This is a genomic window from Streptomyces sp. CA-278952, from assembly GCF_028747205.1.
Taxonomy (GTDB): Bacteria; Actinomycetota; Actinomycetes; order Streptomycetales; family Streptomycetaceae; genus Streptomyces.
In genome coordinates this window covers 334,142-358,509 of sequence record NZ_CP112880.1, presented here as the reverse complement: position 1 = coordinate 358,509, position 24,368 = coordinate 334,142, and the positions used below count along the sequence as shown (strand labels likewise).

Below are 24,368 nucleotides of genomic sequence, written 5' to 3'. Positions count from 1 at the left end.
TCCTTTACGCCGTTCTCTCGCACGTTGTGGGCAGGATGGGGCCATGACGCCACCGAACCAGGAGGCAGGATGACCCGCATCGCCGCGGTTCACGGGGCTCTGCCGCCCCACCGCCACACCCAGCGCGAGGTCACCGACATGGTGGCCCGCACCTGCCTGCCGCCCGGAGCCGACCGCCGTGTCCTGGACCGGCTCCATGAGAACGCCCGGGTCCGCACCCGGCACACCGTGCTGCCCCTGGACGGCTACCGCGAGCTCGACGGCTTCGGCGCGTCCAACGACGTCTTCATCCGGTCCGCCGTGGACCTCGGCGCCCAGGCCGTACGTGGTGCGCTGCGGGCGGCGGGGCTGCGGCCCACCGATGTGGACCTGCTGATGTTCACCTCGGTCACCGGCATCGCCGCCCCCTCCGTCGACGCCCGGCTCGTGACCCGCCTGGGGATGCGATCGGACGTCAAGCGGCTGCCCGTCTTCGGCCTGGGCTGCGTCGCCGGAGCAGCCGGGACGGCACGGCTGCACGACTACCTCCTCGGCCGCCCCGACGACGTGGCCGTGCTCCTGTCGGTCGAGCTCTGCTCCCTCACCTTCCAGCGCCACGACCCGTCGCCCGCCAACCTGGTGGCGACCGCGCTGTTCGGCGACGGCGCGGCCGCCATGGTCGCCCTCGGCGGCCGCCGGGCCGTCTCCGGCCCCGAGATCGTGGCCACCCGCAGCCGCATGTACCCGGACACCGAGCACGTCATGGGCTGGGACATCGGCGGCACCGGCTTCACCGTGGTCCTCGACCCGGCCGTGCCCGACGTCGTCCGCCGCTATCTCGCCGACGACGTACGGGAGTTCCTCGACGAGCACGGCCTCAAACCGAAGGACGTCGCCCACTGGGTGTGCCACCCGGGCGGCCCCAAGGTGCTGGAGACCGTCACCGAGGTCCTCGATCTGCCCGACGGTGCGCTCGACGTCACCTGGCGCTCGCTGGCCGACGTCGGCAACCTGTCCTCGTCCTCGGTCCTGCACGTCCTGCGGGACACCATCGAACAGCGCCGCCCCGAGCCGGGCACCCCCGGGCTGCTGCTGGCCATGGGCCCGGGATTCTGCTGCGAACTGGTGCTGCTGCGCTGGTAGGAAGGAGAGACCCCCATGACCTCGACCACCTGGTACACCCTCCTGGTGCTGGCCGTCGCGGCCGAGCGCCTCGCCGAACTCGTCGTGGCCCGCCGCAACACCCGCTGGAGCCTCGCCCGGGGCGGCGTCGAATCGGGCCGTGGGCACTATCCGGCGATGGTCGCGCTGCACACCGCGCTCCTGGCCGGCTGCCTGGCGGAGGTCCGGTTCGCCGAACGCCCCTTCCCGGCCGTACTCGGCTGGACGATGGCCGCCGTCGTCGTGGCCTCGCAGGTGCTGCGCTGGTGGTGCATCCGCACCCTCGGCCCCCGCTGGAACACCCGGGTCATCGTGGTCCCCGGCCTGCCCCGGGTGACCGGCGGCCCCTACCGATGGCTGAGCCACCCCAACTACGTCGCCGTCGCGGCCGAAGGCCTCGCGCTGCCCCTGGTCCACGGGGCCTGGGTGACCGCCCTCGTCTTCACCGCCCTCAACGCCGTGCTCATGGTGGTGCGGATCCGGTGCGAGGACGGGGCGCTCGCCCGCCTCCCGGCCGCGGACGCACCCGCGTGATCGACGTCCTGGTCGTCGGCGGCGGCCCGGCCGGACTGGCCGCCGCGATCCGGGCCGCTTCGGCCGGCCTGGAGGCGGTGGTGGTCGAGCCGCGCACCACCCCCGTCGACAAGGCGTGCGGCGAGGGCATCATGCCCGGCGGCGTCGCGGCCCTGCGCGACCTCGGCGTACGGGTGACCGGCCACGAACTGCGCGGCATCCGCTACACCGACGGCCGGCGCAGCGCGGAGGCGGCCTTCCGGGGCGGCCCCGGCGCGGGCGTCCGCCGCACCGAACTCCACACCGCCCTGCACGAGCGGGCCGCCGCCCTCGGCGTACGCGTCGTCGCCGCGAAGGCAGGGGAGATCCGGCAGGACGAGGACTCCGTCACCGCCGCCGGACTCACCGCGCGCTGGCTCGTCGCCGCCGACGGGCTCCACTCGCCGCTGCGCCGCACCCTGGGCCTCGACCGGCCCGTCACCGGGCCCGGACGCTACGGCCTGCGCCGCCACTATGCGATCGCGCCGTGGACGGACCTCGTCGAGGTGCACTGGTCCCGGCACGGCGAGGCGTATGTGACCCCAGTCGGCGAGGGCCTGGTGGGGGTGGCCGTCCTGAGCCGCGACCGCCGCCCCTACGACCAGCACCTGGCCGCCTTCCCCGCGCTCGCGGCCCGGCTCGCGGGCAGCGCGGGGACCACCCCCGTACGCGGGGCCGGGCCGCTGCGCCAGCGGGCACAGGGCCCCCGGGCCGGGCGGGTCCTGCTGGTCGGCGACGCCGCGGGCTATGTGGACGCCCTGACCGGGGAGGGGATCGCCCTCGCGGTGGCCACCGCGACGGCCGCGGTCGACTGCCTGACCGCAGGGCGGCCCGAGGACTACCCCCGGCGGTGGGCGCGGGTCACACGACGCTACCGCCTGCTCACCGCGGCCCTGCTGGGCGCCGCCGGCATGCCGTCCTCGGGGCGGCTGATCGTCGCCGCCGCCCACCGGGCACCCGTCCTCTTCCGCACCGTGGTCCACGCACTCCAGTGAAGCCGGACGCCCGAATGGCGGGGCTCGGGGTTCCGGCATAACGTCGGTCGGGTGAACGCCCGCGTTCATCCGACCGACGCAGAGACCGGCCGCCCGCACCGGGCGAACCGCCCTCGGTACGAGAGACGAACCCCACCATGACGGGCTCCCACGCGACACCCGCTGATACGGCCACCTCCGATCGGCACCGCGGCGGACTGGCACTGCTGGTCATCGCCTCGTGCCAGCTGATGGTGGTGCTCGACGTCACCATCGTCAACATCGCTCTGCCGCACATGCAGAAGGACCTGGGATTCTCCACCGAGAACCTCTCCTGGGTCGTCAACGCGTACACGCTGACGTTCGGCGGCCTGCTGCTGCTCGGCGGACGCCTCGGCGACATCCTCGGCCGCCGCCGGGTCTTCGTCTTCGGCGTGCTCCTCTTCGTCTTCGCCTCGCTGCTCGGCGGACTGTCCCAGGACGGCTGGCAGTTGCTGGCCGCCCGCTCGCTCCAGGGCGTCGGCGGCGCGATCGCCTCCCCCACCGCCCTGTCGCTGATCACCACCACCTTTCGTGAGGGCCCCGAACGCAACCGCGCGTTCGGGGTGTTCGCGGCCGTCTCGGCGGGCGGCAGCGCGATCGGGCTGCTCGCCGGCGGGCTGCTTGTGGAGTGGCTGGACTGGCGCTGGGTCCTGTTCGTCAACGTTCCGATCGGCCTGCTGATCGCCTTCGCGACCCCTCGCTACATCCCCGAGTCCGCACGCCGCCCGGGCCACTTCGACATCGCCGGCGCGCTCACCTCGACGGTCGGCATGGTGCTGCTCGTCTACGGCTTCATCCGCGCCTCCGAGGACGGCTGGACCGACGCGCTGACCCTCGGCTCGTTCGCGGTGGCCGTGGTGCTCCTCGCGGTGTTCATCACGGTCGAACGTGGCTCGAAACAGCCCATCACGCCGCTGTGGATGTTCCGCGACCGCAACCGCGCCGGCTCCTACGCGATGATGCTCAGCCTCGCCGCCGCGATGTTCGGGATGTTCTTCTTCCTGACCCTCTTCGTGCAGAACGTCCTCGACTTCAGCCCGTTGCGGGCCGGCCTCGCTTTCCTGCCGGTGAGCGCCGTCATCGCGGTCAGCGCAGGCCTGGCCTCCCAACTGCTGCCCAGGTGGGGACCGAAACCCTTCATGGTGGTGGGCGCGCTCCTGGCCGCCGCCGGTCTCGGCTGGCTGACGCTGACCGACGTCCACAGCTCCTACCTCGGCTCGATCCTCGGCCCGATGCTCGTGTTCGGCTTCGGCATGGGCATGCAGTTCGTGTCGCTGACCCTGATGGCGGTCTCGGGCGTCGCCCCGAAGGAGGCGGGCGCCGCCTCCGGCATCCTCAACGCCACCCAGCAGGTCGGCGGGTCCCTGGGGCTGTCGATCCTGGTCACGACGTTCGGCACGGCCAGCCGCGACGAGGCCACCGACCAGGTGCCGAGATTCCTCCAGGAGGGTACGCCCGCCCAGCTGCTGGAGTTCCGCAGGACCGGCGAACTGCCACCGCCCTGGGGCGACCAGGTGCTCACCTCGGGCGTCTCCAGCGCCTTCGTCGTCGCGGTCTGCTTCGCCGTGGTCGCCGCCCTGGTCGCCCTGTTCGTCATCCAGGTCAGGCCCGCCGACCTGGCCCGCCTCCAGGGCGGCGCGGCACCGCTCGCCGGTGAGGGGACGGGCGACGCGGCGACGGACGGGCCACGGCCCGGCGGCACCGACGAACCACGGCCCGGCACCGACGAACCACGGCCCGGCCCGGAGGCCGAGCGACCCGCGAAAGAGAGTTGACCCATGGACTGGACCCTCGAAGTGATCGTGCTGCCCGTGACCGACGTCGACCGGGCCCGGGACTTCTACCGGGACAGACTCGGCTTCCACGTCGACATCGACGACGAGGTGATGCCCGGCGCCCGCGTCGTCCAGCTGACGCCACCCGGTTCCGGCTGTTCGATCGCCCTCACCGACGGACTGCCCAACCCGACCGGAACCCCGCGGCCGGGCACGTACCACGGCCTCCAGCTCTGCGTCACCGATATCGACGCCGCGCACGCCGAGCTCGTCGGCCGGGGCGTCGAGGCCTCCGAGCCGCAGCGGTACGCCCCCGACGACGGGGCGACCTTCCTGTACTTCACCGACCCCGACGGCAACGGCTGGGCGGTGCAGGAGTACCGCCGGCGGAAGACCGAACCCCTGCACAAGGTCCTCGCCGACCTGGCCGCGAACCACGCGGGGGACACGGCGGGGTGAACCGGATGCGGAGGTGGATCGCGCCGCGTCCGGTCCACCAGAATGCTCCCCGTATCGAGTGCAGAGATCCATCAGCGCAAGGGAGCGGCATCCAATGGGCGCCAACGCAGACATGGTGGCCTTCGTCCGGTCGCGGCTCGCCGACGAGGAACACGTCGCACTGGCCGCCGGCGGGGACCGATGGCGGTGCCCGGCCGATGTGCCGGGCGAGGTCCACGACCGCACCGGCGGGGTGGCGTTCACGGTGCGGGGCCGGGGCTTCGACGAGCACATCGCGCTCCAGGATCCCGCACGGACCCTGGAGCGCATCGAGACGCACCGGGTCATGCTCGGCGAGTACGTGGAGGTGGCTGACCTGGACACCGACCGCCCGGCCGATGACTTCCGCTCCGGCCGCGCGGTGGGCCTCGGATTCGCCGTACGGCAACTGGCCGCCGAGTACGCGGGCCACCCCGACTACCAGGCCCGCTGGCTGCCCCGGTTCATCCAGTAGCTCCAGAGGCCCCGGGTCGCCCGCGAATCCCGCAAGTGCCGGTGTGTCGCGCCCTGTTGATCGATAGCATCTCCCCATCGGCCTGGACGACGCGCGGATCGGCGCGTTGCGCACCCATTGCGGGCAGGAGCTCCGGCCGTTCATCACGCAGCGGAACGGGGGCTGACATGGCCGCGATCGACGGCGGAGCGGCGTTCCTGCGGACGCTGGCGGCCGCGGAACGGCGGCTGGCCGGCGTCCAGGCCCTGAGCGCGCGGCGGCGACGGGTCCGTCGGCCGCGGATCGCGTCGGCCTCCCTCGCGGTGCTGATCCCGGGGTTCCTGGCCGTCGCCGCCACCATGGGCGACGGTCCCGGGAGCCTGCTCGTCGCCGTCGGCCTGGCCGTGTCCGCGCTCTCGCTCGCGGCGTGCGTCACCCTCCTGCTGAGGATCGAACGTCCGCTGAACCGCCGGTTCATGGAGGAGCGACGCGCCGTGATCGAGGAGGTCAACCGGATGCGGGAGCTGTTCCCCCACGTCGCGGAGCGGGACCGGTGGGAGGAACGGCTGAAGCGATCGGTCCGCGAACGTCTCTCCCGCTTTCCCGTGGAAGGCGGGTCGTACCGGTGATCCGACGGCCCCTGAACGGACCGCGGCCGGCGGGGTACGAGCCGGTGACCGTGAAGGTGATCCACAGCAAAATGGCGTTGCTCTCTGGTGAGGAGTGATCCCGGCGTGTAGCGTCGCCGGAAGATGTCGTGGTTCGCAGTACCTGCCCGCGCCTGGCGCGGGCGTTTTGCTGTGCAGTGCCTGAGAACCAGGGCGATCACCTCCGGGTCCGCGCGGTGCGGATCCGTTCACTGCTGAGAGGTACGGGCATGGCCAGCGGAACCGTCAAGTGGTTCAACTCGGAAAAGGGCTTCGGCTTCATCGCGCAGGACGGCGGCGGTCCCGACGTCTTCGCGCACTACTCCAACATCAACTCCACCGGCTTCCGTGAGCTCCAGGAAGGCCAGGCGGTGACCTTCGACATCACCCAGGGCCAGAAGGGCCCCCAGGCGGAGAACATCACCACCGCCTGATCCGGGTTGACCGACCCCGGAGCCCCGGAGCGCAGCGCGCTCCGGGGCTCCGGGGCGTTCCGGGTGGACTCCTGCCGGGCGGCTCCCGGGTTGGGACGGCGCGTGCCGGGTACGCGGTGGATCTCGCACCGATCGTTCCGGAACTTCCGGAAGGTCTGTGGGGGAATGGAGGGCGACCCATGCTCAAGGCCATCGCAGATGTACTCCGCTCCATCGGAGGAGCCATCGCCACCGTGGTCACGCTGCCCTTCCGGGCCCTGGCCAGGCTGTTCGGCGGCGCGTCGAGCAGCGCGCGCGGCCACCACTGAGCGGACATGCCCGTGCCCCGGCCCGGAAAGGGGCCGGGGCACGGGCATGCCGTGCGCGGTGAGCCGTCCGGATTCATCCGGGGCGTGGGAGCCGGCGGAGCGCGGCCCGACCGGCCGGAAGCCCCTGACCGTGCACGTGCTCGTCAGCCCGTCGTCTCGTCCGGGGTCGGATGCTTTTCGGGGTGTGCGCCCGCGTTGCGTGGCGTCTTCCGGCCGGCACCGGCCTCGTCCAGGTCGGGTTGTTCGCCATGGCGGGCGACCCGGTCCGGCACCGGTATGTCGAGAGCGTCCTCGCCCTCCTGTGTCTGCTGGTCCTGCATGTCCGCCGGAACGGGGGGCGGGCTGCCGGAAGCCCCGGTGTAGGCGGTGCCTTCCGGCCTGCGGTCGGTCATGAGAGCTTCCTTCCGTACTGCCCCGGTACGACCGGGGACGAGTGATGCGTCCTGGTGGGTACCCGCTGCCGGGCGAAGCAGTCCTGGGGGCCGGTGAGGGCCGGGACACATGACCTCGGCCAGGGAGAGGAAGGGGGCGGAGAAGATGCGGAGGCCCTGCCGCCCGGCCATATTGGAGCTCCGGCCACCGGCCGGGGGCGCGTCGCGCGGCACCGGAGCGGCGGACGCGGTGCCCTGTGTGTGGCTCGCCCGTGGGCGGGTACCCGGGGCAGTGCCCACCCGGGGCGAGCAGGACACCACTCGACGATTACGGCGGAAGGATTCCCCGCATGCTGATGGCCCACCCCACGGTACTGCGCAACCTGATCGAGCAGTACGAGGCACTGCGTGTGCTGCACGCGGAGAGCGGCGGCGAGGAGGCCCGGCAGCGCATGGACGACGTGGCGTACACGCTGTGCGTGTCGACCGGCACGGGTGACGTCGACAGCGCCCTGGTCGCCGCCCGCCACCAGCTGCCCGGCGCCCGGCCCGAGGACGACTCCGTCCTCTCCGCCTGAGCGCTGTCGACCGTGGAAGGGGAGGGTGCCGTGGCTCGCACGGTGGGTGTCGAGGAAGAGCTGCTGCTGGTCGACGCGGCGAGCGGAGAGGCGCGGGCGCTGTCCTCGGCGGTGCTGGCGATCGCTGAGAGGGACGCGGTCGGCGAGTCGGCCTTTGAGTCGGAACTGCACCGCCAGCAGCTGGAGTTCTCCACGCACCCCTGCGCGGACATGGGCGAACTCGCCGCCTCGGTCCATCGGTGGCGTACCGAGGCGGTACGGCACGCGACCGACGCAGGGGCGTCGGTCGCGGCCCTGGCGACCTCGCCGCTCCCGGTCAGCCCGAAGATCGGCACGGGGGAGCGGTACCGGTGGCTGGCCGAGCGCTTCGGACTGACCGCTCAGGAACAGCTGACCTGCGGCTGCCACGTCCATGTCTCGGTGGCCTCGGACGAGGAGGGCGTCGCCGTGCTCGACCGGATGCGTCGCTGGCTGCCCGTCCTGCTCGCCCTGAGCGCCAATTCCCCGTTCTGGCAGGGACAGGACAGTCGGTACAGCAGCTACCGGAGCCAGGTGTGGGGGCGCTGGCCGTCGGCCGGCCCGGTGGAGGTCCACGGCTCCGCCGAGGAGTACCACGCCCGAGTGCGCTCGTTGATCGACACCGGGGTTCTCCTGGACGAGGGGATGGTCTACTTCGACGCGCGCCTCTCGCACCGCTACCCCACCGTGGAGGTCAGGATCGCGGACGTCTGCCTGGACCCGGCCGACACCGTGCTGCTGGCCACACTGGTACGAGGGCTGGTGGAAACGGCCGCACGCCAGTGGCGGGCCGGCGAGCCGCCCCCGGACGTCAGCACCTCCCTGCTGCGTGTGGCCTCCTGGCAGGCGGGCCGTTCGGGTCTGGAGGACCGGCTGATCCACCCCCGTACCCTGCGCCCGGAGCCGGCCCCCGACGTCCTGCGCGCCCTGCTGGACCATGTGCGGGACGCCCTGGAGGACAGCGGGGACCTGAAGGCCGCGGAGCGGGCCCTGGCGGACGTGGTCCGGCGCGGGAACGGGGCACGGATCCAGCGCGAGATCCTGACGCGGACCGGGAGCCTGCGCGACACCGTCACCGAATGCGTCCGGATCACGGCCGGATGAGCCGCCCCCGTCGGCCCCGCGCCGGCCGATACGACGAACGGGACCCGCCGCGACGACACGACCGTACGAACGGCGACGGACGAACGACACCACAGGAACGGAGCAGCCCATGTCCACCACCGCTCTCGACGACCGCCGGATCCTGGCCATCGTCACCAACTACGGAGTCGAGCAGGACGAACTCGTCGTCCCCGTGAAACACCTGCGCGGACACGGTGCGCAGGTCAGCGTGGCGGCGGTCTCCGCCGACGGGATCCGCACCCTCGTCGGCGACCGCGATCCCGGCGAGACCGTGCGGCCCGACCTCACGCTCGACGACGTCGACCCCGCCGCGTACGACCTGCTGCTGGTCCCGGGCGGCACGCTGAACGCCGACTCGCTGCGGCTGGAGGACGCCACCACCCGGATCGTCAGCTCGTTCGCCGCCTCCGGCCGGCCGGTGGCCGCCATCTGCCACGGGCCGTGGGCGCTGGTCGAGGGCGGCTACGTCCGGGGCAAGACGCTGACCTCGTACGCCTCGCTGCGGACCGACATCACCAACGCGGGCGGCACCTGGGTCGACAAGCCGGTGGTCCGCGACGACGCCTCCGGCTGGCCGCTGATCACCTCCAGGAACCCCGGCGACCTGGACGACTTCCTCGGCGAGATCGACGCCGTGCTCGACGAGTCCTGAGCCGCTCTCCTCGCCGGGCCCCGCTACCCGTGGTCCGCCAGGGCGGCGACGGCGGCGGACGCCGCCTTCGCGATCAGCGTGTTGTCGTAGTCGGCGTCCGCGTCCGCCCGGTTGGAGAGCACCGCCAGCACCAGCGGCGCCGCGTCGGGCGGCCACACCACGGCGATGTCGTTGCGCGTCCCGTACGTACTGCCCGCCCCGGTCTTGTCGCCGACGGTCCACCCCTTCGGGACCCCCGCCCGGATCAGTTCGCCGCCGGTGGTGTTGGTGGTGAGCCACTGGGTGAGCCGGGCCCGCTCGGGCCTGCCGAGGGCGTCGCCCAGGACGAACGCCCGCAGGTCCTCGGCCAGGGCCCGGGGCGTGCTGGTGTCGCGGGTGGCGCCGGGAGTCCACTCGTTCAGCTCGGTCTCCCGCCGCTCCATCCGGGTCACACCGTCCCCCAGCTCGGCGAGCACCGCCTGCAGCTTCCGGGGCCCGCCGACGGCGTCGAACAGCAGATTGCCCGCGGTGTTGTCGCTGAAGCGCACGGCGGCGTCGCACAGATCGCCCAGGCTCATTCCGGTGGCCACGTGCTTCTCGGTGACGGGGGAGTGATCGACCAGATCCTCACGGCGGTACGTCACGACCCGCTCCAGCCCGCCCAGCCCGTGCTCGCGGAGCACGGCCCCCGCCGCGAGCGCCTTGAACGTGGAGGCGTAGGCGAACCGTTCCCCCTCACGGTGGGCGACCGTGCGCCCGGTCCCGGTGTCGACGGCATACACGCCGAGCCGCGCCGCGTACTCCTTCTCCAGCGCCGCAAAGGCGCGCCCGGCGCCCCGCGCCGCGGCCGAGGGCGTACCGGCCGCCGTTCCGGTGGGCGAGGGCGCGGGCGCGTCGGATTCCGTGCCACAGGCCGCGAGCGGCACGGACACGAGGGCACCGCCCAGCAGGCGGAGTACGGAACGCCGGGCGTGGGGGTTCGGCAGTCGGCTCATCCCGTCATGCTAGGGGGGTACGCCGTCCGGCGGGTCAGTCCAGTGTCTGCGTCAGCTCACTGCGCGTCGCCGTGTGGACGACCCGGCCCCGCGCCCCGTTGACCAGCGGGAGGTACGGCTGCACATGGCCGCACTCGACGTCGGCGACGATCGGCACGCCCAGCGGTCCGAGCGCGTCCAGCACCGCCTGACGCTGGGTGAACGAGCCGCTGTTCGGGGCCGAAGTCCGGGCGACGAGAACGGCGTTGGCCGCGTCGAAGAAGCCGGCCAGCCGCATTCCGTGCAGATTGCGGCAGATGGTGAACGCGTCGTGGCCGCCGGCCTCCACATACACGAGGAGGCCCTCCGGGGCGTGGGCCCGGGCGAAGGAGGAGGTGTCGAGGTACGGCGTCCCGGTGAGGTTGCTCAGCATCTCGATACAGCCCCCGATCAGCCGCCCCTCGACGTCCACGTCGCCGTCGCCGTCCAGCCTCTTCCACCGGCCCGGGGTGTCGAGCGTGAACGTGCGGACGTCCGGGTGCTCCGCGTAGTCGTCGTAGCCCGCGGCCCGGTGCCGCTCCGGCGGAATCTGGGTGAACCGGTGCCCCGGCGGCGCTGCGACGACGTCGAGCCAGGACGCCAGCCCCTCCGGCACCCGGTAGGGGGTGTCCATGAGGTTGTTCCCGTGCACGGTCGCCGCCCCCGTGAGGAGGGTCAGCGGCGTCATGACGGTCGACATGTCCGAGTAGCCCACCACCCAGGTGGGCTCGGCCGTGCGCAGCCGGTCCCAGTCGAACAGGGGCAGCAGGTCGATGGCGGTCTCCCCGCCCCACGGGGGCACGACGGCCCTGATGCCGGGGTCCGTCAGCATCGCCGTCAACTCGGCCGCGCGGTCGGCCGCGGGCGCGCTGACGTGCCCGCCGCCGTCCATGCACCGGCCGGTCACGACCTCGTACCCCCGTGCCTCCACATCGCGCACCGCGACGGCGAGCCGGTCGCGCAGTTCCTCGGGCACTCCGCTGGACGGGGAGGTGATCCCGACCCGGTCGCCGGGCCGCAGGGGACGTGGATATCGAACGGGCATGCGTCGGATTCTGTCACGGCCCCCGGACGTGTGGTCGATGCCGTAGCGAATCGGTGCCGACGGAAGGTTAGGCTGACCTAAGTCAATTCGGTTCTCTCGTCCCGGCGGGCGAGGCGCTCAGGCCGACCACGCGTACGAAGGGGCAGAGTCCATGACGATCCACCGAGCCGTCGTCGCCCGGGTGCAGCAGCTCACCGGGACCATGGCCCGCGTCACGCTCCACGGCGACGGACTGGCGGGCTTCAGGACCACCGGAGCCGGTGACGAGTACGTGCGGATCTTCCTTCCGCACGGCCCGGACCGCACCGACGTCTCCCTGCCCCGGACGACCGAGCAGGGCGGGTGGGAGACCCCCGAGGGGCAGCCTGTCGCGCCGATGCGCACGTACACGATCCGTGCTGTGCGCCCCGAGGCGGGCGAGGTCGACATCGACTTCGTGCTGCACGAGGGTGGCGTGGCGTCCGGCTGGGCCGCCGAGGCGCGGCCCGGGGACGTCGTGGGCGTCAACGACCCCACCGGCCTCTACAGCCCCCCGGCCGACCTCTCCTGGCAGGTGCTGGTCGCCGACCAGACCGGTCTGCCCGCCGCCGCCCGTCTGCTGGAGAGCACGCCGGACCATGTCAGGACCCGGGTGGTGCTGGAGGCGCCCGCGCCCTCGGCCGTGCTGCCCCTGCGGGAGCCCTCCGACTCCAAGGTGACCTGGACGTACGGCGGGAACGGGCACGGCCCGAGCCGCCTGGCCGACCTGGTGGCCGCCGCCGTCCCGCCCGGCACGGACCTCGCGGGCGGGTACGTCTGGGTCGCGGGGGAGACCAACGCCCTGCGCTCGGTGCGCCGTTACCTCCGCCGTGACCTCGGGCTGCCGGCGGACCGTTTCAAGGTCGTCGGCTACTGGATACCGAACTCCGACACCTGGTCCGAGCGGTACGAGGCGCTGCCGGACGCCGTACGCTCCGAGTTGGAGGCCCTCTGGGACAACCCGGTCGGCGACTCCGAGGACCTCACCATCCGCTACGAGGCCCGCCTGAGCGACCTCGGGCTCTGACCGGGTCCCGGGCCCGGTGGGGCGGCCGCCCCACCGCCGGAAGCACCCTGGAAGCCGTGATCGGCACCTCGCGGGTGGACCGCGCCCTCATCGTCGTAGCCCACCGGGAAGCCACCATCAGGCGGCTTCCCCGCATCATCCGCCATCATCCGCCTCGACGAGATCGCCCTGCTCGCCCACGGCTGAGCCTGCCTCCGTCGGCCGCGCACGCCCGTGTGCGGGGCCGCCCGGGTCTCCCCCGACGAGCTACCGAAACCCCCTAGGCTGCGACCCTGTACCGGCACCGACCCAGGAGCGCGCCCGCATGCACGACCCCGTCTCCGCACTTCCCTTCCCCGACGCACTCCGCCCCGGAGCCTCTCCCGCGCCGCATCCGCTGCTCGCCCCGGTGACCGGCTACCTCGGCACCTGGCGTGGCACGGGCAGCGGCGAATACCCAACCCTGGACGCGGACTTCACCTACGCGCAGGAGGTCACGTTCAGCCACGACGGGCGGCCCTTCCTCGCGTACGAGGCCCGGGCCTGGCTGCTCGACGCGGACGGGCAGCCCCTGCGCCCGTCCGCCCGTGAGACCGGGTGGTGGCGCCTCCAGCCGGACGGGCGGGTGGAGGCCCTGATCACCCAGCCCACCGGCATCGCGGAGATCGCGGTCGGCCACGCCCGCGACGGGGCCGTCGACCTCGCCACCGAGCGGGTGTCCCTCGCCCCGACGGCCAAGCAGGTCGATGCCACCCGCCGCCGCTACACCCTGACGGATCCGGACACGCTCGCCTTCGCCCACGATCTCGCCGCCGTCGGCCGGCCGCTCCAGCACCACCTGTCGGCGCGGCTCCGCCGAGAAGCCCCTGGCCAGGGTATTTAGTTGCCGGAGTGTGACCAGAACGGCGCATGGAGGACGGCCCACAGGGCAGGTGGACGGGAAGCCAGGAGAACAGGAGCACCTCCCCGATGTCCCTTCCCCCGTACCCGGACTCCCCGTACCCGGGGCAGCCCGCCGCCGACCACGGCCCCTACGGCGGCCAGGCGCCCGCCAGGACGAACGGTTTCGCGGTCGCCGCACTCGTGCTCGGCCTGATCGCCTGCCTGTTCTTCTGGACCGTGGTGGGCGGGCTGCTGCTCGGCCTGCTCGCCGTCGTCTTCGGGATCATCGCCGCGCTCCGCACCCGCCAGGGCCGCGCGCCGCGCCGGGTGATGGCGATAGTCGGCGCCGCGTTCGGGGCGCTCGGGCTCATCGGTTCCGTGATCGTCCTCGTGGTGGCCGTCTCCGTGTTCGACTCCCAGGAGTTCAAGAACCTTGAGGACTGCATGAACCGGGCCAACGGCCAGGCGGCCGAGGACCGGTGTGCGGAGGACTTCATCGACGAGCTGACCGGCTGACGGATCCGCACACCTGTCCGTACCCGCCCGGCGGCGTGCCGCCGGTTGCAGCCGCACCAGGTGTTTGCCACGGTGTCCCTGGGCAGGCGGCCCGGTGACCACCGGGCCCTCACCGCCCGGTGGACCGCCCGCAACGGAGTACAGAGCAGAGAGAAGGAGGGTTCGATGTCATCGAAGCGACGTCGTAAGAAGAAGGCCCGCCGCAAGAACGCCGCGAACCACGGCAGGCGTCCGCAGAGCTGAGGCGACGCAGCGGCCCCACCGGGCGGAGGAGCCCGGTGGGGCCGCTGCTGTTTCCGTGGGCCGGGGGAGGGCCGTGCGGAACTCGGGTCCCGAGGGTGATGCCCGATGCGTGTCGGGTTCACACCCCGGGCGGGGCCGTGGGCTCCGTTCCCGCCCTGGCGCAGACCGACGCGGCCGTGCCGGCCGCGTACTCCAGCATCGCCTTCGTCTGCCCGGCGGACAGCGCCGGGTCCCAGCCCGCCTCCGCCCCCAGCCAGGTCAGCATCCCCGCCATGAACGCGTCACCCGCGCCGATGGTGTTCACCACCCGTACCGGCAGGGCCGGGACCGAGACCGCGGGGGCGTCATGGACGTACGCGGTGGCGCCCTTGGGCCCCCGGGTCATCACCACCAGCCGCCCGTCCCCGGCGAGCGCCCGGCAACTGGCCTCCGGGGCCGCGTCCGGCCACAGGCGCGCCAGGTCCTCGTCGCTCGCCTTCACGACCCGAGCCAGGGAGCACAGCTCGCGCAGCCTGCCGAGGCTCCGCACGGGGTCCAGGGTGCGGTCCTCGCGCACATTGGGGTCCACGACGAGGAGCCCCGCACCGGCGGCCGCCCGCGCGGTGGCGGCCACGACACCGGCCGCCGGCGCCACGACCGCGGCGAGCCCGCCCACGTAGACCGCGCCGAAGCGCGCTGCCTCCGCCGTCCGGTCGGGCAGCTCGAAGGTCGCCGTGTCACGGAGGTGGAAGCGGTAGGTGTTCCCGTGTTCACCCGGGTCGGCCACCGCGAGCGCCGTCGGCAGCGAGCACCGGGCGCTCAGCGAGAGGTCGACGCCCGCACCCGTCAGCCAGGCCTCGACGCTCTCCGCGAAGGCGTCGTCGCCGAGCCCGCCGACGAAGGACGGCCGCCCGCCGAGGCGGGCCAGACCCACCGCGACGTTCGCGGGCGCGCCGCCCGGCTGGGCCGCCCGGACCCCGGCGTCACCCTCGGTCGGCACCAGATCCACCAGCGCCTCACCGAGCACGAGGACGGAACCGGGATCCGCGGCAGGCGAAGGCACGGAATCCGTCACGGCTCCACCACGATCTTGCGGCCGATCCCCGCCCGGAAGCGCTCGATCGCCTGCGGATACTGCTCCAGCGGCAGCCGGTCACTGATGAACACCGACGCGTCCAGCACCCCGCTCGCGAAGAGCGCCGCGGCCCGCTCGTAACTGTGCAGGACCGCCATCGAACCGGTGATGGTGATCTCCTGGTTGTAGATCCGGTACGGCTCGATCACCGCGGTGGTGGCGTAGTCGGAGACCCCGAACTGGAGGAACGTGCCGCCCTTGGCGACCCTCCCCAGACCGTCCTGGATGGCCCCGGCGTTGCCGGTGGCGTCGATGACCACGTCCCAGCCGCCCGGACGGTCCAGCTCATCCGCACGGGCCGCCGCGCCCGTACAGCCCAGCGTCGTCGCGGTGGCCAGCCGCTGGGCGTTGACGTCCAGCATGTCCACCGACGCGGCGCCGGTGCGCTTGGCCAGCTCCAGCATCATCAGCCCCATCGTCCCGGAGCCGTAGATCAGCACCTGCGCCCCGAGATTGCCGTTGAGGACGTCGTAGCCCCGCACGGCGCAGGACAGCGGCTCGATCAGCGCCGCGTCCCGGACGTCGATGTGCTCCGGCAGGGTGACGCAGTTGGCGACGGGCGCCACCGCGAACTCGGCCGCGCCCCCGGGCACGGTGACGCCGATCGCCGCCCAGTTGTCGCAGAGGTTGCCCCGGCCCGAACGGCAGTAGCGGCACTCGTGGCAGTGCAGCGAGGGGTCCACGGCCACCTTGTCGCCGACGGACAGCTCCGTGACGTCCGCACCGAGGCCGACGACCTCCCCGGCGAACTCGTGCCCGGGCACGATCGGCAGCGTCGGAGCGAACTCGCCCTGGAGAATGTGGAGATCGGTGCCGCACAGCCCGCACGACGCCACCTTGACCACCACGTCGCGGGGGCCGGGTGCGGGGTCCGGGACGGTGGTCACGGAGACCTTGCCGGGGGCTTCGACGATGGCTGCCCTCATTTGACTGCTCCCAGGGAGAGGCCCTGGACGAGTTTGTCCTGGGCGGCGTAGCCGGCGACGAGCACCGGCAGGGACACGACCACGGACGCCGCGCACAGCTGGGCGAGGAAGAGGCCCTGGCTGGTGACGAAGGTGGTCAGATGGACGGGTGCGGTCCCGGCGACGACGCCGGTCAGCACCCGTGCGAACAACAGCTCGTTCCAGCTGAAGATGAAACAGATCAGGGCGGTCGCGGCGATCCCGGGACCGGCGACCGGGGCGACGACACGGCGCAGCACCGTCGGCAGCCGGGCCCCGTCGACCTGCGCCGCCTCGATGATGGAGACGGGGACGTCCGCGAGGAAGGACTGCATCATCCACACCGCGATCGGCAGGTTCATCGAGGTGTAGAGGAGGACCAGCAGCCAGATGTTGTCCAGCAGCCCCGTGTTCTTCGCGAACAGATACACCGGCAGCAGCCCGGCGACCACCGGCAGCATCTTGGTGGACAGGAAGAAGAACATCACGTCCGTCCACTTGCGGACCCGTCGGATGGACAGGGCGTACGCGGCCGGAAGCGCGAGCAGCAGCACCAGCACGGTCGAGAAGAACGAGGCCGCGAGCGAGTTGACCAGCGGGGGCCACGGTGTCGGGCCGCCTCCGCCGCCGAAGAAGGTGCGGTAGCCGTCCAGCGTCAGCGTGGCGGCGATCGACGGCGGGTTGGTCGCGGCGTCGGCCTCCGCGTGGAAGGACGTCAGCACCATCCACAGGGCGGGCAGACAGAAGCCGATGCCCACGACCCAGGCGGCCACGCCCAGGGCGGCGGAGCGCCGACGGGCCTTGCGCGTAGCGGCGTTGACGGATGCGGACGCGGACGCAGGTACGGATGCGGATGTCGCGGTCGAGGCGCTCATGAGCGGCTCGCCTCCTCACGGAAGAGGGAGGAGACCGTCCGGAGCGCGAAGGTGGCGATGACGATCGTGCCGATCACCACGACCACGCCCGCCGCCGACGCCAGCCCGTACTCATGGGCCCGGTAGAAGGTCTCGTAGACGGTGTACGGGAGGTTGGCGGTGCCCAGGCCGCCGGAGGTGATCGTGAACACCGCGTCGAAGTTCTGCACGATGTACACCGACCCGAGCAGGATGCCGAGTTCGAGGTAGCGGCGCAGATGCGGCAGGGTCAGATAGCGGAACATCTGCCAGGGGCCGGCCCCGTCCAGCCGCGCGGCCTCCATGATCTCGGCCGGCCGGCTCTGCAGCCCGGCCAGCAGGATCAGCATCATGAACGGCGTCCACTGCCACACGAGCGATGCCTCGATGGCGATCAGCGGCATCTGGGACGTCCACTCGGGCTGTGCGATCGACTCGATGCCGAACAGCTCGCCGAACCAGGTGAGCGCCCCGTTGAACAGCCCGTACTCGGGGTTGTAGAGCGCGTGCTTCCACAGCAGCGCGGCGGAGACCGGCACCAGCAGGAACGGGGTGATCAGCAGGGTGCGCACGAACCCCCGGCCGAAGAAGGCGCGGTCCAGCAGCAGGGCGAAGAGGAGCCCCAGCACGACGCTGACGATCACGACGGACGCGGTGAGGACGACGGTCGTCACGACCGATTCGCGCAACGCCTCGTCGGTGAAGACGGAGGCGTAGTTGGAGAACCCGGTGAAGTGGCGCTTCTCCGGCTTGAGGGAGTTCCAGTCGAAGAGCGAGATCACCAGGGTCGCCACGAAGGGCAGCTGGGTGACGGCGATCAGGAAGACCAGCGCCGGCAGCAGGGGGGCGCGGGTCGCCCAGGCACGCCGCCGGCCACCACCGTCCGGCCTCTTCGCCGGGGTGGGCGGGGACGTGGTCTCTCTGGTTGCGGTGACGGTCATCGGTACTCCTCCGCGACCTTCTCGGCCAGCTTCTGGGAGGCGGCGAGTGCGGCGTCCACGGACTGGCGGCCCGCGATGGCGGCGCTGATCTCCTGCGCCACCCGGGTGCCCAGGTCGGTGAACTCCGGTACGCCGACGAACTGGATGCCCGCCGTCGGGCGGGGCTGGGTGCCCGGATTCTTTGGATCGGCCTCGGAGATGGCCCGCTCGGTGACGTCCGCGAACGCGCCCGCCTCCGCGCGGTAGTCGGGGTTGGCGTAGGTGGAGGCCCGTTTGCCGGCGGGCACGTTGGACCAGCCGCTGGTGGCCCCGACGAGCTCCTCGTACTCCTTGCTGGACGCCCAGGACACGAACTTCCAGGCGTCGTCCGCCTTCCTGGACGCCTTCTGCAGACCCCACGCCCAGGTGTAGAGCCAGCCCGAGCTCTTGGTCTGCTCCACCGGGGCGGGGACATACCCGATCTTTCCCTTCACCGGGGAGCCCTTCGCCTCCAGGGACCCGGCGCCCGCCGTGGCGTCGTACCACATGGCGGTCTTGCCCTGGGTCATGTTGTTCAGGCACTCGGCGTATCCGGACTGCGGTGCGCCGAGCTCCCCGTGCTTCCGCACCAGATCGACGTAGAACGTGGTCGCCTTCTTGAACTCCGGTGCGGTCAGGCGCGGTTCCCAGTCCTCGGTGAACCAGGTGCCGCCCATCGTGTTGACGACCGTGGTGAGCGGGGCGATGACCTCGCCCCAGCCCGGTAGCCCACGCAGACAGATGCCCTTCATTCCGCGCTCCGCCCCGTCCGTCAGTTCGGCGAGCTTCGCCACCTGCTCCCAGGTCGGCTTCCCGGGCATGGTGAGGCCCTGCTCCTCGAAGACGTCCTTGCGGTACATCAGGAAGGACGACTCGCCGTAGAAGGGCTGGGCGTAGAGCTTGCCGTCCTCGGCGGTCAGCGATTCCCGCAGAGGCTGGAGGATGTCCTCCTGATCGAAGGCGGTGTCGGCCCTCGCGTAGTCGTCGAGGGGGTGCAGCCAGCCGTTCTTCGCGAAGAACGGCAGCTCGAAGTTGCTGATGGTGGCGATGTCGTACTGCCCGGCCTGGTTGGAGAAGTCCTGGCTGATCTTGTCGCGTACATCGTTCTCGGGCAGCACCGTGAAGTGGACCTTGATGCCGGTCTCCTCCGTGAAGTGCCGCGCGGTCAGCTTCTGCAGTTCGACCATCTGCGGGTTGTTCACCATCAGTACGTTCAGCGCGTCGCCGCCCCCGAAGGAGGTTCCGCCCGCTCCGGCGCAGCCGGTGGCGAGCAGGGCCAGTGCGGCGGTCACGGCGCAGGCCCGACCGCGTACACGGGGTCGGCTGCGGCGTCCTGGATGGGGCATGGGGGCTCCTGATCAGTCGTAGCGGCTCGGTGATCGGGTCGTTGCGGGCATGGCGGACCAGGCCCCGGCGGTGCGTGGGAGCGGTGATCGGGGTGTGGGTGCGGGAGCCGTGCGGTCGGCGGTACGGCGGGCGGGTGGGCCGGTGGGGGGCGGCCGGTCGGGCAGGGGTGGCCGGCCGGGCTGAGGGGGCCGGTCAGACGCGGATGACCTGGGGTCCCAGGAGGGAGTAGCGCTGAGCCTCGGCCGAGGAGAGCCCCCCGTCGGTGACGATCGCTTCAAAGTCCCCGACCCCGGCGAACCGGCAGAAGCTCACCGCCCCGAACTTGCTGTGGATCCCGGCGAAGATCCTGCGCCGCGAGCCGCGCAGCGCCTGCGCCTTCACCTCGGCGACTGCGGGATCCGGGGTGGTGAGGCCGTACTCGCGGGAGATGCCGTTGGCTCCGAGATACGCGAGGTCGATGACGAAGTCCGCGAGCATCCGGGAGGCCCAGTGGTCGACGGTCGCCATCGTCGAGCCGCGTACCCGGCCGCCCAGCAGCAGCACCGAGGTCTTCTCGGCCCCGGCGAGGGAGGTGGCGACGGCCAGGGAAGCGGTGACCACGGTCAGCGGCCGGTTCTGGGGGAGTGCCTCGGCGATGAGCTGCGGGGTGAAGCCCTCGTCGACGAAGACCGTCTCGGCGTCGCCGAGCAGATCGGCGGCGGCGGTCGCGATCCGCGACTTCTGCGGAACGTTGCGCGTGGTGCGGACGGCGAGCGTGGTCTCGAAGCCGGCCGACTCCACCGGGTAGGCGCCGCCGTGGGTCCGGCGGACGAGTCCGTGCTCCTCCAGTACATGCAGATCCCGGCGGACGGTCTCCTTGGCCACCTTGAACAGATCGGCGAGGGCGTTCACCCCGACCGACCCCTCTCGCCGGGCCGTGTCCAGAATTCCCCGACGGCGTTCCTCGGTGTCCACGGCGCACTTCCCTGGTCGCGGCTGGGCCCGTTACGGGCGGAGCCCGTCTGTCCGTTCGGGCTCCTGTGTCGTTTGTACAAGCAGCCCCGGGGCGACTACCAGCCGCTTCACCAGATCCACTGAGCCCGATCGTGCCCGTTTCCCGCGTGTGACAGCGCTGGTCAGGCCCAGGACGGCCACCCGTCCGGTCACCAGGGCTGCCCGCTTCACCGTGATCCCCGCCCGAATGACGCCCGAAGTGCGGAGCCCCGGCGTCCGCGGTGCCCGGGAAGGGGCACGCGCAGGCCGGGGCAAGGTGCGTGGGGACGTCGGCGAAAGGTCGTGGGAACGCCGGGGCGAGGGGCGCGAAAACGCCGGGGCGAGGCGCGCGCGGGCGGAGCCGGACGAGCTCAGGCCGGCGCTCAGGTCACGTCAGGAGAGAACGGCGCTGTCCTCGTCCTCGCTGCGGTGGGGGCGGGTCAACGCGGCCCTGCCCGGCGCCTCGGGATAGAACCGCTTGGCCCAGCGTCGGAACGGGCCGATCGGTCCGTCACCGGAAGCCAGCCGGGGCGGCTGCTGATACTGCTTGTGGTGCCAGATCGGGAAATCGGCGGCGGTGAACTCGCAACTGGCCCGGAAGACGGGGCGGTCCAGGAGCCGCGCCGCGGTACGGCTGACGGTCCGGGCGAGCCCGGGCGGCAGCCGGCCCGGCTCGTCGAAGGCGATGCGGTTCAGCTGGCGGAACTGCATCCGGTTGGGCCCGATGGCCGTCGGCATCACCATCGTGCACATCCGCAGCCCGAAGCGCGGCGTGTGGACGTCGGCGTGCAGGCAGCCGAGTCCATATCCGTCCACCTCCACATCCACGGTGAAGTCGCCCATGAGCGGCGCCGACTCGTGGGCCCGCATGGCGACATGGAACGTCGCGTCGTCATACGCCACGGGGCCGTCGATCTCGGCCTTCGCCCAGCCGTGCAGGGTGGCGAAGTGCCCGAGGTCGACCGAGTTCTCGATGACCTCCTGGACGTTGCCGGCCAGCTCCCAGGCGGCGGTACGCGCGGGCCTGTGCCCGATCTCGTGCCACTGCGGGACGGACCAGTCCGGATCCCGGCCGTCGTGGTGCCGCCAGACGAAGACGCCCCCGTTCACCTCCTGGACGGGCAGCTGCGCCAGCGGGGACCGCGGCGGCGGCGTGCCGTACCCCGTGCGCACACAGGTGCCGTCGGGGCCGAACGAGAAGAAGTGAAAGGGGCACGTGAGATCCTCCCCCTCGACCTTCGCCAGACCGAGATGGGCCCCCAGGTGCGGGCAGTACGGACGGACGGCGCGGAGCGCCCCCGTGCCGGTGCGGTACAGGACGACGTCGCGCCCCGCGAGCGGCCGGGTGAGCACGGTGCCCGGCCGCAGCTCGTGCGAGAAGGCCAGGGCTGACCAGCCGCTCGGATAGGGCAGCGCGGGCGCTCCCGCCGCATCGGCCGGTGTCGGCCCCTCACTGATGGTGCGCCCGTACTCACGTGCCACGCCCACGACTCCCCCTCCAGGATCGGTTCGCACGGAGGCTGCCCAGAGCCGCACCGGAATCCTCCCGACACGCCGCACCCCACTCGAACGGGGAGATGGGTGCGACGTGTTGACGGGCCGGGTCCGCTCCCGTCAGAGCTCGTCGCCGAAGGCCTCGGCCAGCTCACGCCATGCGGCACGCGGCAGGCCGGCGCCGCCCTCCTCGGCGGTGAGCACCTGCAACGCGACATGGTCGGCGCCGGCGTCGAGGTACTCCCGGGTCCGGCGCCTCACCTGCCCGGCGTCGCCCAGCGCGAAGAGGGCGTCGAGCAGACGGACGCTGCCGCCGCCGTCGAAGTCGCCTTCCGTGAAGCCCAGACGCAGCAGGTTGTCGGTGTAGTTGGGCAACCGCAGATACATCTCCAGCATCGTCCGCGCGGTGGTCCGCGCCCGGTCGAGGTCGGTGTCCAGTACCACCGTCAGCTCCGGGGCGAGCAGCGCGTCGGGGCCGAGCGCCTCACGGGCCTCCGCGGTGTGCTCGGTGGTGACGAGATAGGGGTGCGCACCCAGCGACCGGCCGGCCGCGAGCTTCAGCATCTTCGGACCGAGGGCCGCCAGGACCCGATGACCGGAGCCCACGGACGGTTCGGCGGCGTCGAGCGCGTCGAGGTAGGAAACCATCGCGCTGTACGGCTTCGCGTACTGCGGCACCATCGGACCGTGGCTGACGCCCAGACCGAGGACGAAGCGACCGCGCGCCGCCGGATCGATCGCCGCGATCGCGGCCGCAGTCTCCTCGGCCGTGTGGTTCCAGATGGACAGGATGCCGGTGGCCACCGTGATGGACCGGGTGGCGGCCACGACGGCCGCCGCGTCCTCGGGCGTCGGGCTGCCCCCGATCCAGACGGTGCCGTACCCCAGTGCTTCGAGCTCGGCGAGCGCCTCCGCGATCGCCTTCCTGCCCGCGTCGTCCACCCGTGAAGCGTGCAGGGCGCCGCTCCAGATCCCCACGCGTCGAAATGCCCTGCCCGTTCCGGAAATCTCAGAAGTCATGGTGTGATCAACCGTGGCCGGGCCCGAATATTCCTGAGCTGACGGCGATTCACTCGTCCGGACGCGCGGAGGAGGGGACGAGGGCGGATCCGGCGCGTGTCACGGGCGTCCTCACTCCTCCGTAATGTCCTGGGGAATGTCCTGAGGAATGTCCTTCATGAACACGACTCCGTCGGTACGGGCCAGGTGCGCCGGGTCGAGCGGGGCGTACCCGAAGTACGGGGATGAGCGCCGGGCGGGGCCCGTGGCGCCGAGGACGGCGGCCAGTTCGCAGGCGTCCACCAGGCAGGACTCCTCTGGGAGCGCGTACAGGGTTCCTTCGAGGGTGTCCGGCGGCGGAACGTCGACCCCCCGGTGCCTCATCGTGCCGAAGGCGGTGGCCAGGAAGCCGTACTTCCCGCCCAGGCGGGCGTCGACGACGGCGCCTGCGCTCCACCACTCCAGCCGCCGGCCGCCCATCCGCATCGAGCTCATGTCCCGCTGGAGATGGCTGTTGTGGGCGTGCACCAGGACCGGCCCGCGCTCGGCGAGCGCGAGGAGATTGCCGGCCATCATCTGGTCCCGCAGGCCCGTCAGCCGTGCCAGCCGGCTCGGTGACGTGTCCGCCATCCAGAAGTGGTACCGCAGCAGCCCCGAGGCGGCCCGTGCGTACAGCAGCGCCCGGTCGAACGCGTCCCGCGAGGCCACCGCGATCAGGTGCGGCGTCCACGCGTCGAGCAGTGCGCCCAGGTCATCGGCGAGCAGGCGCAATCGCCCGGCCTCGGCCGACCGCCCGAAGGACGCGGACGGATCCAGCATCGCCGCCGGGTCGGTCCACCGGCCGTCCGGGCCGAGGAGGCGGTCGAGCGTTGCGGCGGTGCAGGGGAGCAGGTCCGGGTCCACGTGGGCGGCGAGAACGCGGTGGAGCGAGGTGAGGGCCTCGCGCGGGCTCGCCGCGTACGCCATCTCCAGCGGCCCGTCGAAGCCGGCGAAACGAACCCGGTCGGACGCGGGCCGGCCGTCGTTGAAAGCGCGCATCCAGCCCACCAGTTCACGATGGGCCGCGGACTCGCCGAGTCCGTGGCCGAACCCCCGCTCCATCGCCTCGTCGAGCGTGCCCGCGCCCGTCGTCACGTAGTCGTCCACCAGCAGTCCCGCCACACAGTCGCTCTCGATGGCGATGGTGCGGTAGCCCTCCCGTTCGACGAGCTGCCGGAAGAGCGCGTTGCGCAGAAGGAGAGGGGCCTCCACCCCGTGGGTGGGCTCGCCCAGAGCCAGGACGCGGGGCGGGGAGGCGAACAGCCTCATGACGGAAGCCGCGTCGACGGCGTGGGCGATGTCCTTGATGTCGTTGGCCATGGCTTCAACCGTATCGCTGAACCCTCGGTTGAAACTTT

The 24,368-nt window shown here is 72.1% G+C and carries 27 protein-coding genes; 15 read left to right on the top strand and 12 right to left on the bottom strand.

What is annotated here, in order from left to right; genetic code table 11:
* The first annotated feature begins 69 nt into the window (after positions 1–69).
* From N7925_RS01395 to N7925_RS01355, 9 genes are all read left to right on the top strand, one after another.
* Positions 70–1,122, top strand: a complete 1,053-nt coding sequence (locus N7925_RS01395) for a type III polyketide synthase (RefSeq protein ID WP_265597650.1) — start codon at positions 70–72, stop codon at positions 1,120–1,122.
* A gap of 15 nt (positions 1,123–1,137) precedes the next feature.
* Positions 1,138–1,674, top strand: coding sequence for an isoprenylcysteine carboxyl methyltransferase family protein (locus N7925_RS01390; protein WP_265597649.1), 537 nt, complete (start codon positions 1,138–1,140; stop codon positions 1,672–1,674).
* Entirely contained in the window at positions 1,671–2,687 is a 1,017-nt protein-coding gene (locus N7925_RS01385) for an NAD(P)/FAD-dependent oxidoreductase (protein WP_274342751.1), read from the top strand. Before N7925_RS01390 ends, N7925_RS01385 begins: the two co-directional genes overlap by 4 nt.
* A 137-nt stretch (positions 2,688–2,824) precedes the next feature.
* A complete protein-coding gene (locus N7925_RS01380) occupies positions 2,825–4,483 on the top strand; it encodes an MFS transporter (RefSeq protein WP_274342750.1) in 1,659 nt (552 codons plus the stop codon).
* A 3-nt stretch (positions 4,484–4,486) separates the two neighbouring features.
* Entirely contained in the window at positions 4,487–4,942 is a 456-nt protein-coding gene (locus N7925_RS01375) for a VOC family protein (protein WP_274342749.1), read from the top strand.
* Positions 4,943–5,036: 94 nt separating this feature from the next.
* A complete protein-coding gene (locus N7925_RS01370; RefSeq protein WP_274342748.1) occupies positions 5,037–5,435 on the top strand; it encodes a DUF6221 family protein in 399 nt (132 codons plus the stop codon).
* Between the two features lie 167 nt (positions 5,436–5,602).
* Entirely contained in the window at positions 5,603–6,043 is a 441-nt protein-coding gene (locus tag N7925_RS01365) for a hypothetical protein (protein WP_274342747.1), read from the top strand.
* 248 nt (positions 6,044–6,291) lie between these two features.
* A complete protein-coding gene (locus N7925_RS01360) occupies positions 6,292–6,495 on the top strand; it encodes a cold-shock protein (RefSeq protein WP_003964323.1) in 204 nt (67 codons plus the stop codon).
* A gap of 179 nt (positions 6,496–6,674) precedes the next feature.
* Entirely contained in the window at positions 6,675–6,803 is a 129-nt protein-coding gene (locus N7925_RS01355) for an LPFR motif small protein (RefSeq protein ID WP_003964321.1), read from the top strand.
* A gap of 143 nt (positions 6,804–6,946) precedes the next feature.
* Here N7925_RS01355 and N7925_RS01350 read toward each other — a convergent pair whose 3' ends face one another.
* On the bottom strand, positions 6,947–7,195 hold the full coding sequence (locus N7925_RS01350) for a hypothetical protein (RefSeq protein WP_265597643.1): 249 nt from the start codon (positions 7,193–7,195) through the stop codon (positions 6,947–6,949).
* Positions 7,196–7,524: 329 nt separating this feature from the next.
* Here N7925_RS01350 and N7925_RS01345 point away from each other — a divergent pair, with 329 nt between their 5' ends.
* From N7925_RS01345 to N7925_RS01335, 3 genes are all read left to right on the top strand, one after another.
* On the top strand, positions 7,525–7,752 hold the full coding sequence (locus N7925_RS01345; RefSeq protein WP_018955866.1) for a DUF5133 domain-containing protein: 228 nt from the start codon (positions 7,525–7,527) through the stop codon (positions 7,750–7,752).
* A 30-nt stretch (positions 7,753–7,782) separates the two neighbouring features.
* Positions 7,783–8,874 carry a glutamate--cysteine ligase 2 gene (locus tag N7925_RS01340; RefSeq protein WP_265597642.1) on the top strand — a complete coding sequence of 364 codons (1,092 nt, stop codon included), beginning with the start codon at positions 7,783–7,785 and terminating at the stop codon, positions 8,872–8,874.
* A gap of 109 nt (positions 8,875–8,983) precedes the next feature.
* A complete protein-coding gene (locus tag N7925_RS01335; RefSeq protein ID WP_265597641.1) occupies positions 8,984–9,547 on the top strand; it encodes a type 1 glutamine amidotransferase domain-containing protein in 564 nt (187 codons plus the stop codon).
* A 23-nt stretch (positions 9,548–9,570) separates the two neighbouring features.
* Here the strand turns inward: N7925_RS01335 and bla are convergent, their stop codons facing one another.
* On the bottom strand, positions 9,571–10,521 hold the full coding sequence (bla, locus tag N7925_RS01330; RefSeq protein ID WP_265597640.1) for a class A beta-lactamase: 951 nt from the start codon (positions 10,519–10,521) through the stop codon (positions 9,571–9,573).
* A 34-nt stretch (positions 10,522–10,555) separates the two neighbouring features.
* Positions 10,556–11,584: a S66 family peptidase gene (locus N7925_RS01325; protein ID WP_274342746.1), complete on the bottom strand. Its 1,029-nt coding sequence runs from the start codon at positions 11,582–11,584 to the stop codon at positions 10,556–10,558.
* Positions 11,585–11,735: 151 nt separating this feature from the next.
* On the opposite strand from N7925_RS01325, the gene N7925_RS01320 reads away from it, so the two are divergent.
* The 3 genes from N7925_RS01320 (at position 11,736) to N7925_RS01310 (ending at position 14,006) form a co-directional block, all read left to right on the top strand.
* Positions 11,736–12,629 carry a siderophore-interacting protein gene (locus N7925_RS01320; RefSeq protein WP_274342745.1) on the top strand — a complete coding sequence of 298 codons (894 nt, stop codon included), beginning with the start codon at positions 11,736–11,738 and terminating at the stop codon, positions 12,627–12,629.
* A 304-nt stretch (positions 12,630–12,933) separates the two neighbouring features.
* Positions 12,934–13,491: an FABP family protein gene (locus N7925_RS01315; RefSeq protein WP_274342744.1), complete on the top strand. Its 558-nt coding sequence runs from the start codon at positions 12,934–12,936 to the stop codon at positions 13,489–13,491.
* Between the two features lie 86 nt (positions 13,492–13,577).
* Positions 13,578–14,006 carry a DUF4190 domain-containing protein gene (locus N7925_RS01310; RefSeq protein ID WP_274342743.1) on the top strand — a complete coding sequence of 143 codons (429 nt, stop codon included), beginning with the start codon at positions 13,578–13,580 and terminating at the stop codon, positions 14,004–14,006.
* Between the two features lie 361 nt (positions 14,007–14,367).
* Here the strand turns inward: N7925_RS01310 and N7925_RS01305 are convergent, their stop codons facing one another.
* The 9 genes from N7925_RS01305 to N7925_RS01265 form a co-directional block, all read right to left on the bottom strand.
* Positions 14,368–15,303: a PfkB family carbohydrate kinase gene (locus tag N7925_RS01305; RefSeq protein ID WP_331615256.1), complete on the bottom strand. Its 936-nt coding sequence runs from the start codon at positions 15,301–15,303 to the stop codon at positions 14,368–14,370.
* Positions 15,300–16,289: a zinc-dependent alcohol dehydrogenase family protein gene (locus N7925_RS01300; RefSeq protein ID WP_265597634.1), complete on the bottom strand. Its 990-nt coding sequence runs from the start codon at positions 16,287–16,289 to the stop codon at positions 15,300–15,302. The genes N7925_RS01305 and N7925_RS01300 overlap by 4 nt, the downstream gene beginning before the upstream one ends.
* On the bottom strand, positions 16,286–17,182 hold the full coding sequence (locus N7925_RS01295; protein WP_274342741.1) for a carbohydrate ABC transporter permease: 897 nt from the start codon (positions 17,180–17,182) through the stop codon (positions 16,286–16,288). Before N7925_RS01295 ends, N7925_RS01300 begins: the two co-directional genes overlap by 4 nt.
* Positions 17,179–18,141: a carbohydrate ABC transporter permease gene (locus tag N7925_RS01290; RefSeq protein ID WP_274342740.1), complete on the bottom strand. Its 963-nt coding sequence runs from the start codon at positions 18,139–18,141 to the stop codon at positions 17,179–17,181. Before N7925_RS01290 ends, N7925_RS01295 begins: the two co-directional genes overlap by 4 nt.
* Entirely contained in the window at positions 18,138–19,505 is a 1,368-nt protein-coding gene (locus N7925_RS01285) for an ABC transporter substrate-binding protein (protein ID WP_265597631.1), read from the bottom strand. Before N7925_RS01285 ends, N7925_RS01290 begins: the two co-directional genes overlap by 4 nt.
* A gap of 193 nt (positions 19,506–19,698) precedes the next feature.
* On the bottom strand, positions 19,699–20,460 hold the full coding sequence (locus N7925_RS01280; protein WP_265597630.1) for a DeoR/GlpR family DNA-binding transcription regulator: 762 nt from the start codon (positions 20,458–20,460) through the stop codon (positions 19,699–19,701).
* A 411-nt stretch (positions 20,461–20,871) separates the two neighbouring features.
* Complete coding sequence (locus tag N7925_RS01275) at positions 20,872–21,966, bottom strand: Rieske 2Fe-2S domain-containing protein (RefSeq protein ID WP_274342739.1); 1,095 nt, start codon at positions 21,964–21,966, stop codon at positions 20,872–20,874.
* Positions 21,967–22,092: 126 nt separating this feature from the next.
* Complete coding sequence (locus N7925_RS01270) at positions 22,093–22,992, bottom strand: TIGR03620 family F420-dependent LLM class oxidoreductase (protein ID WP_274342738.1); 900 nt, start codon at positions 22,990–22,992, stop codon at positions 22,093–22,095.
* Positions 22,993–23,103: 111 nt separating this feature from the next.
* Positions 23,104–24,330 (bottom strand): erythromycin esterase family protein, encoded by a 1,227-nt coding sequence (locus tag N7925_RS01265; protein ID WP_274342737.1) that lies wholly within the window; start codon positions 24,328–24,330, stop codon positions 23,104–23,106.
* Positions 24,331–24,368 lie beyond the last annotated feature (38 nt).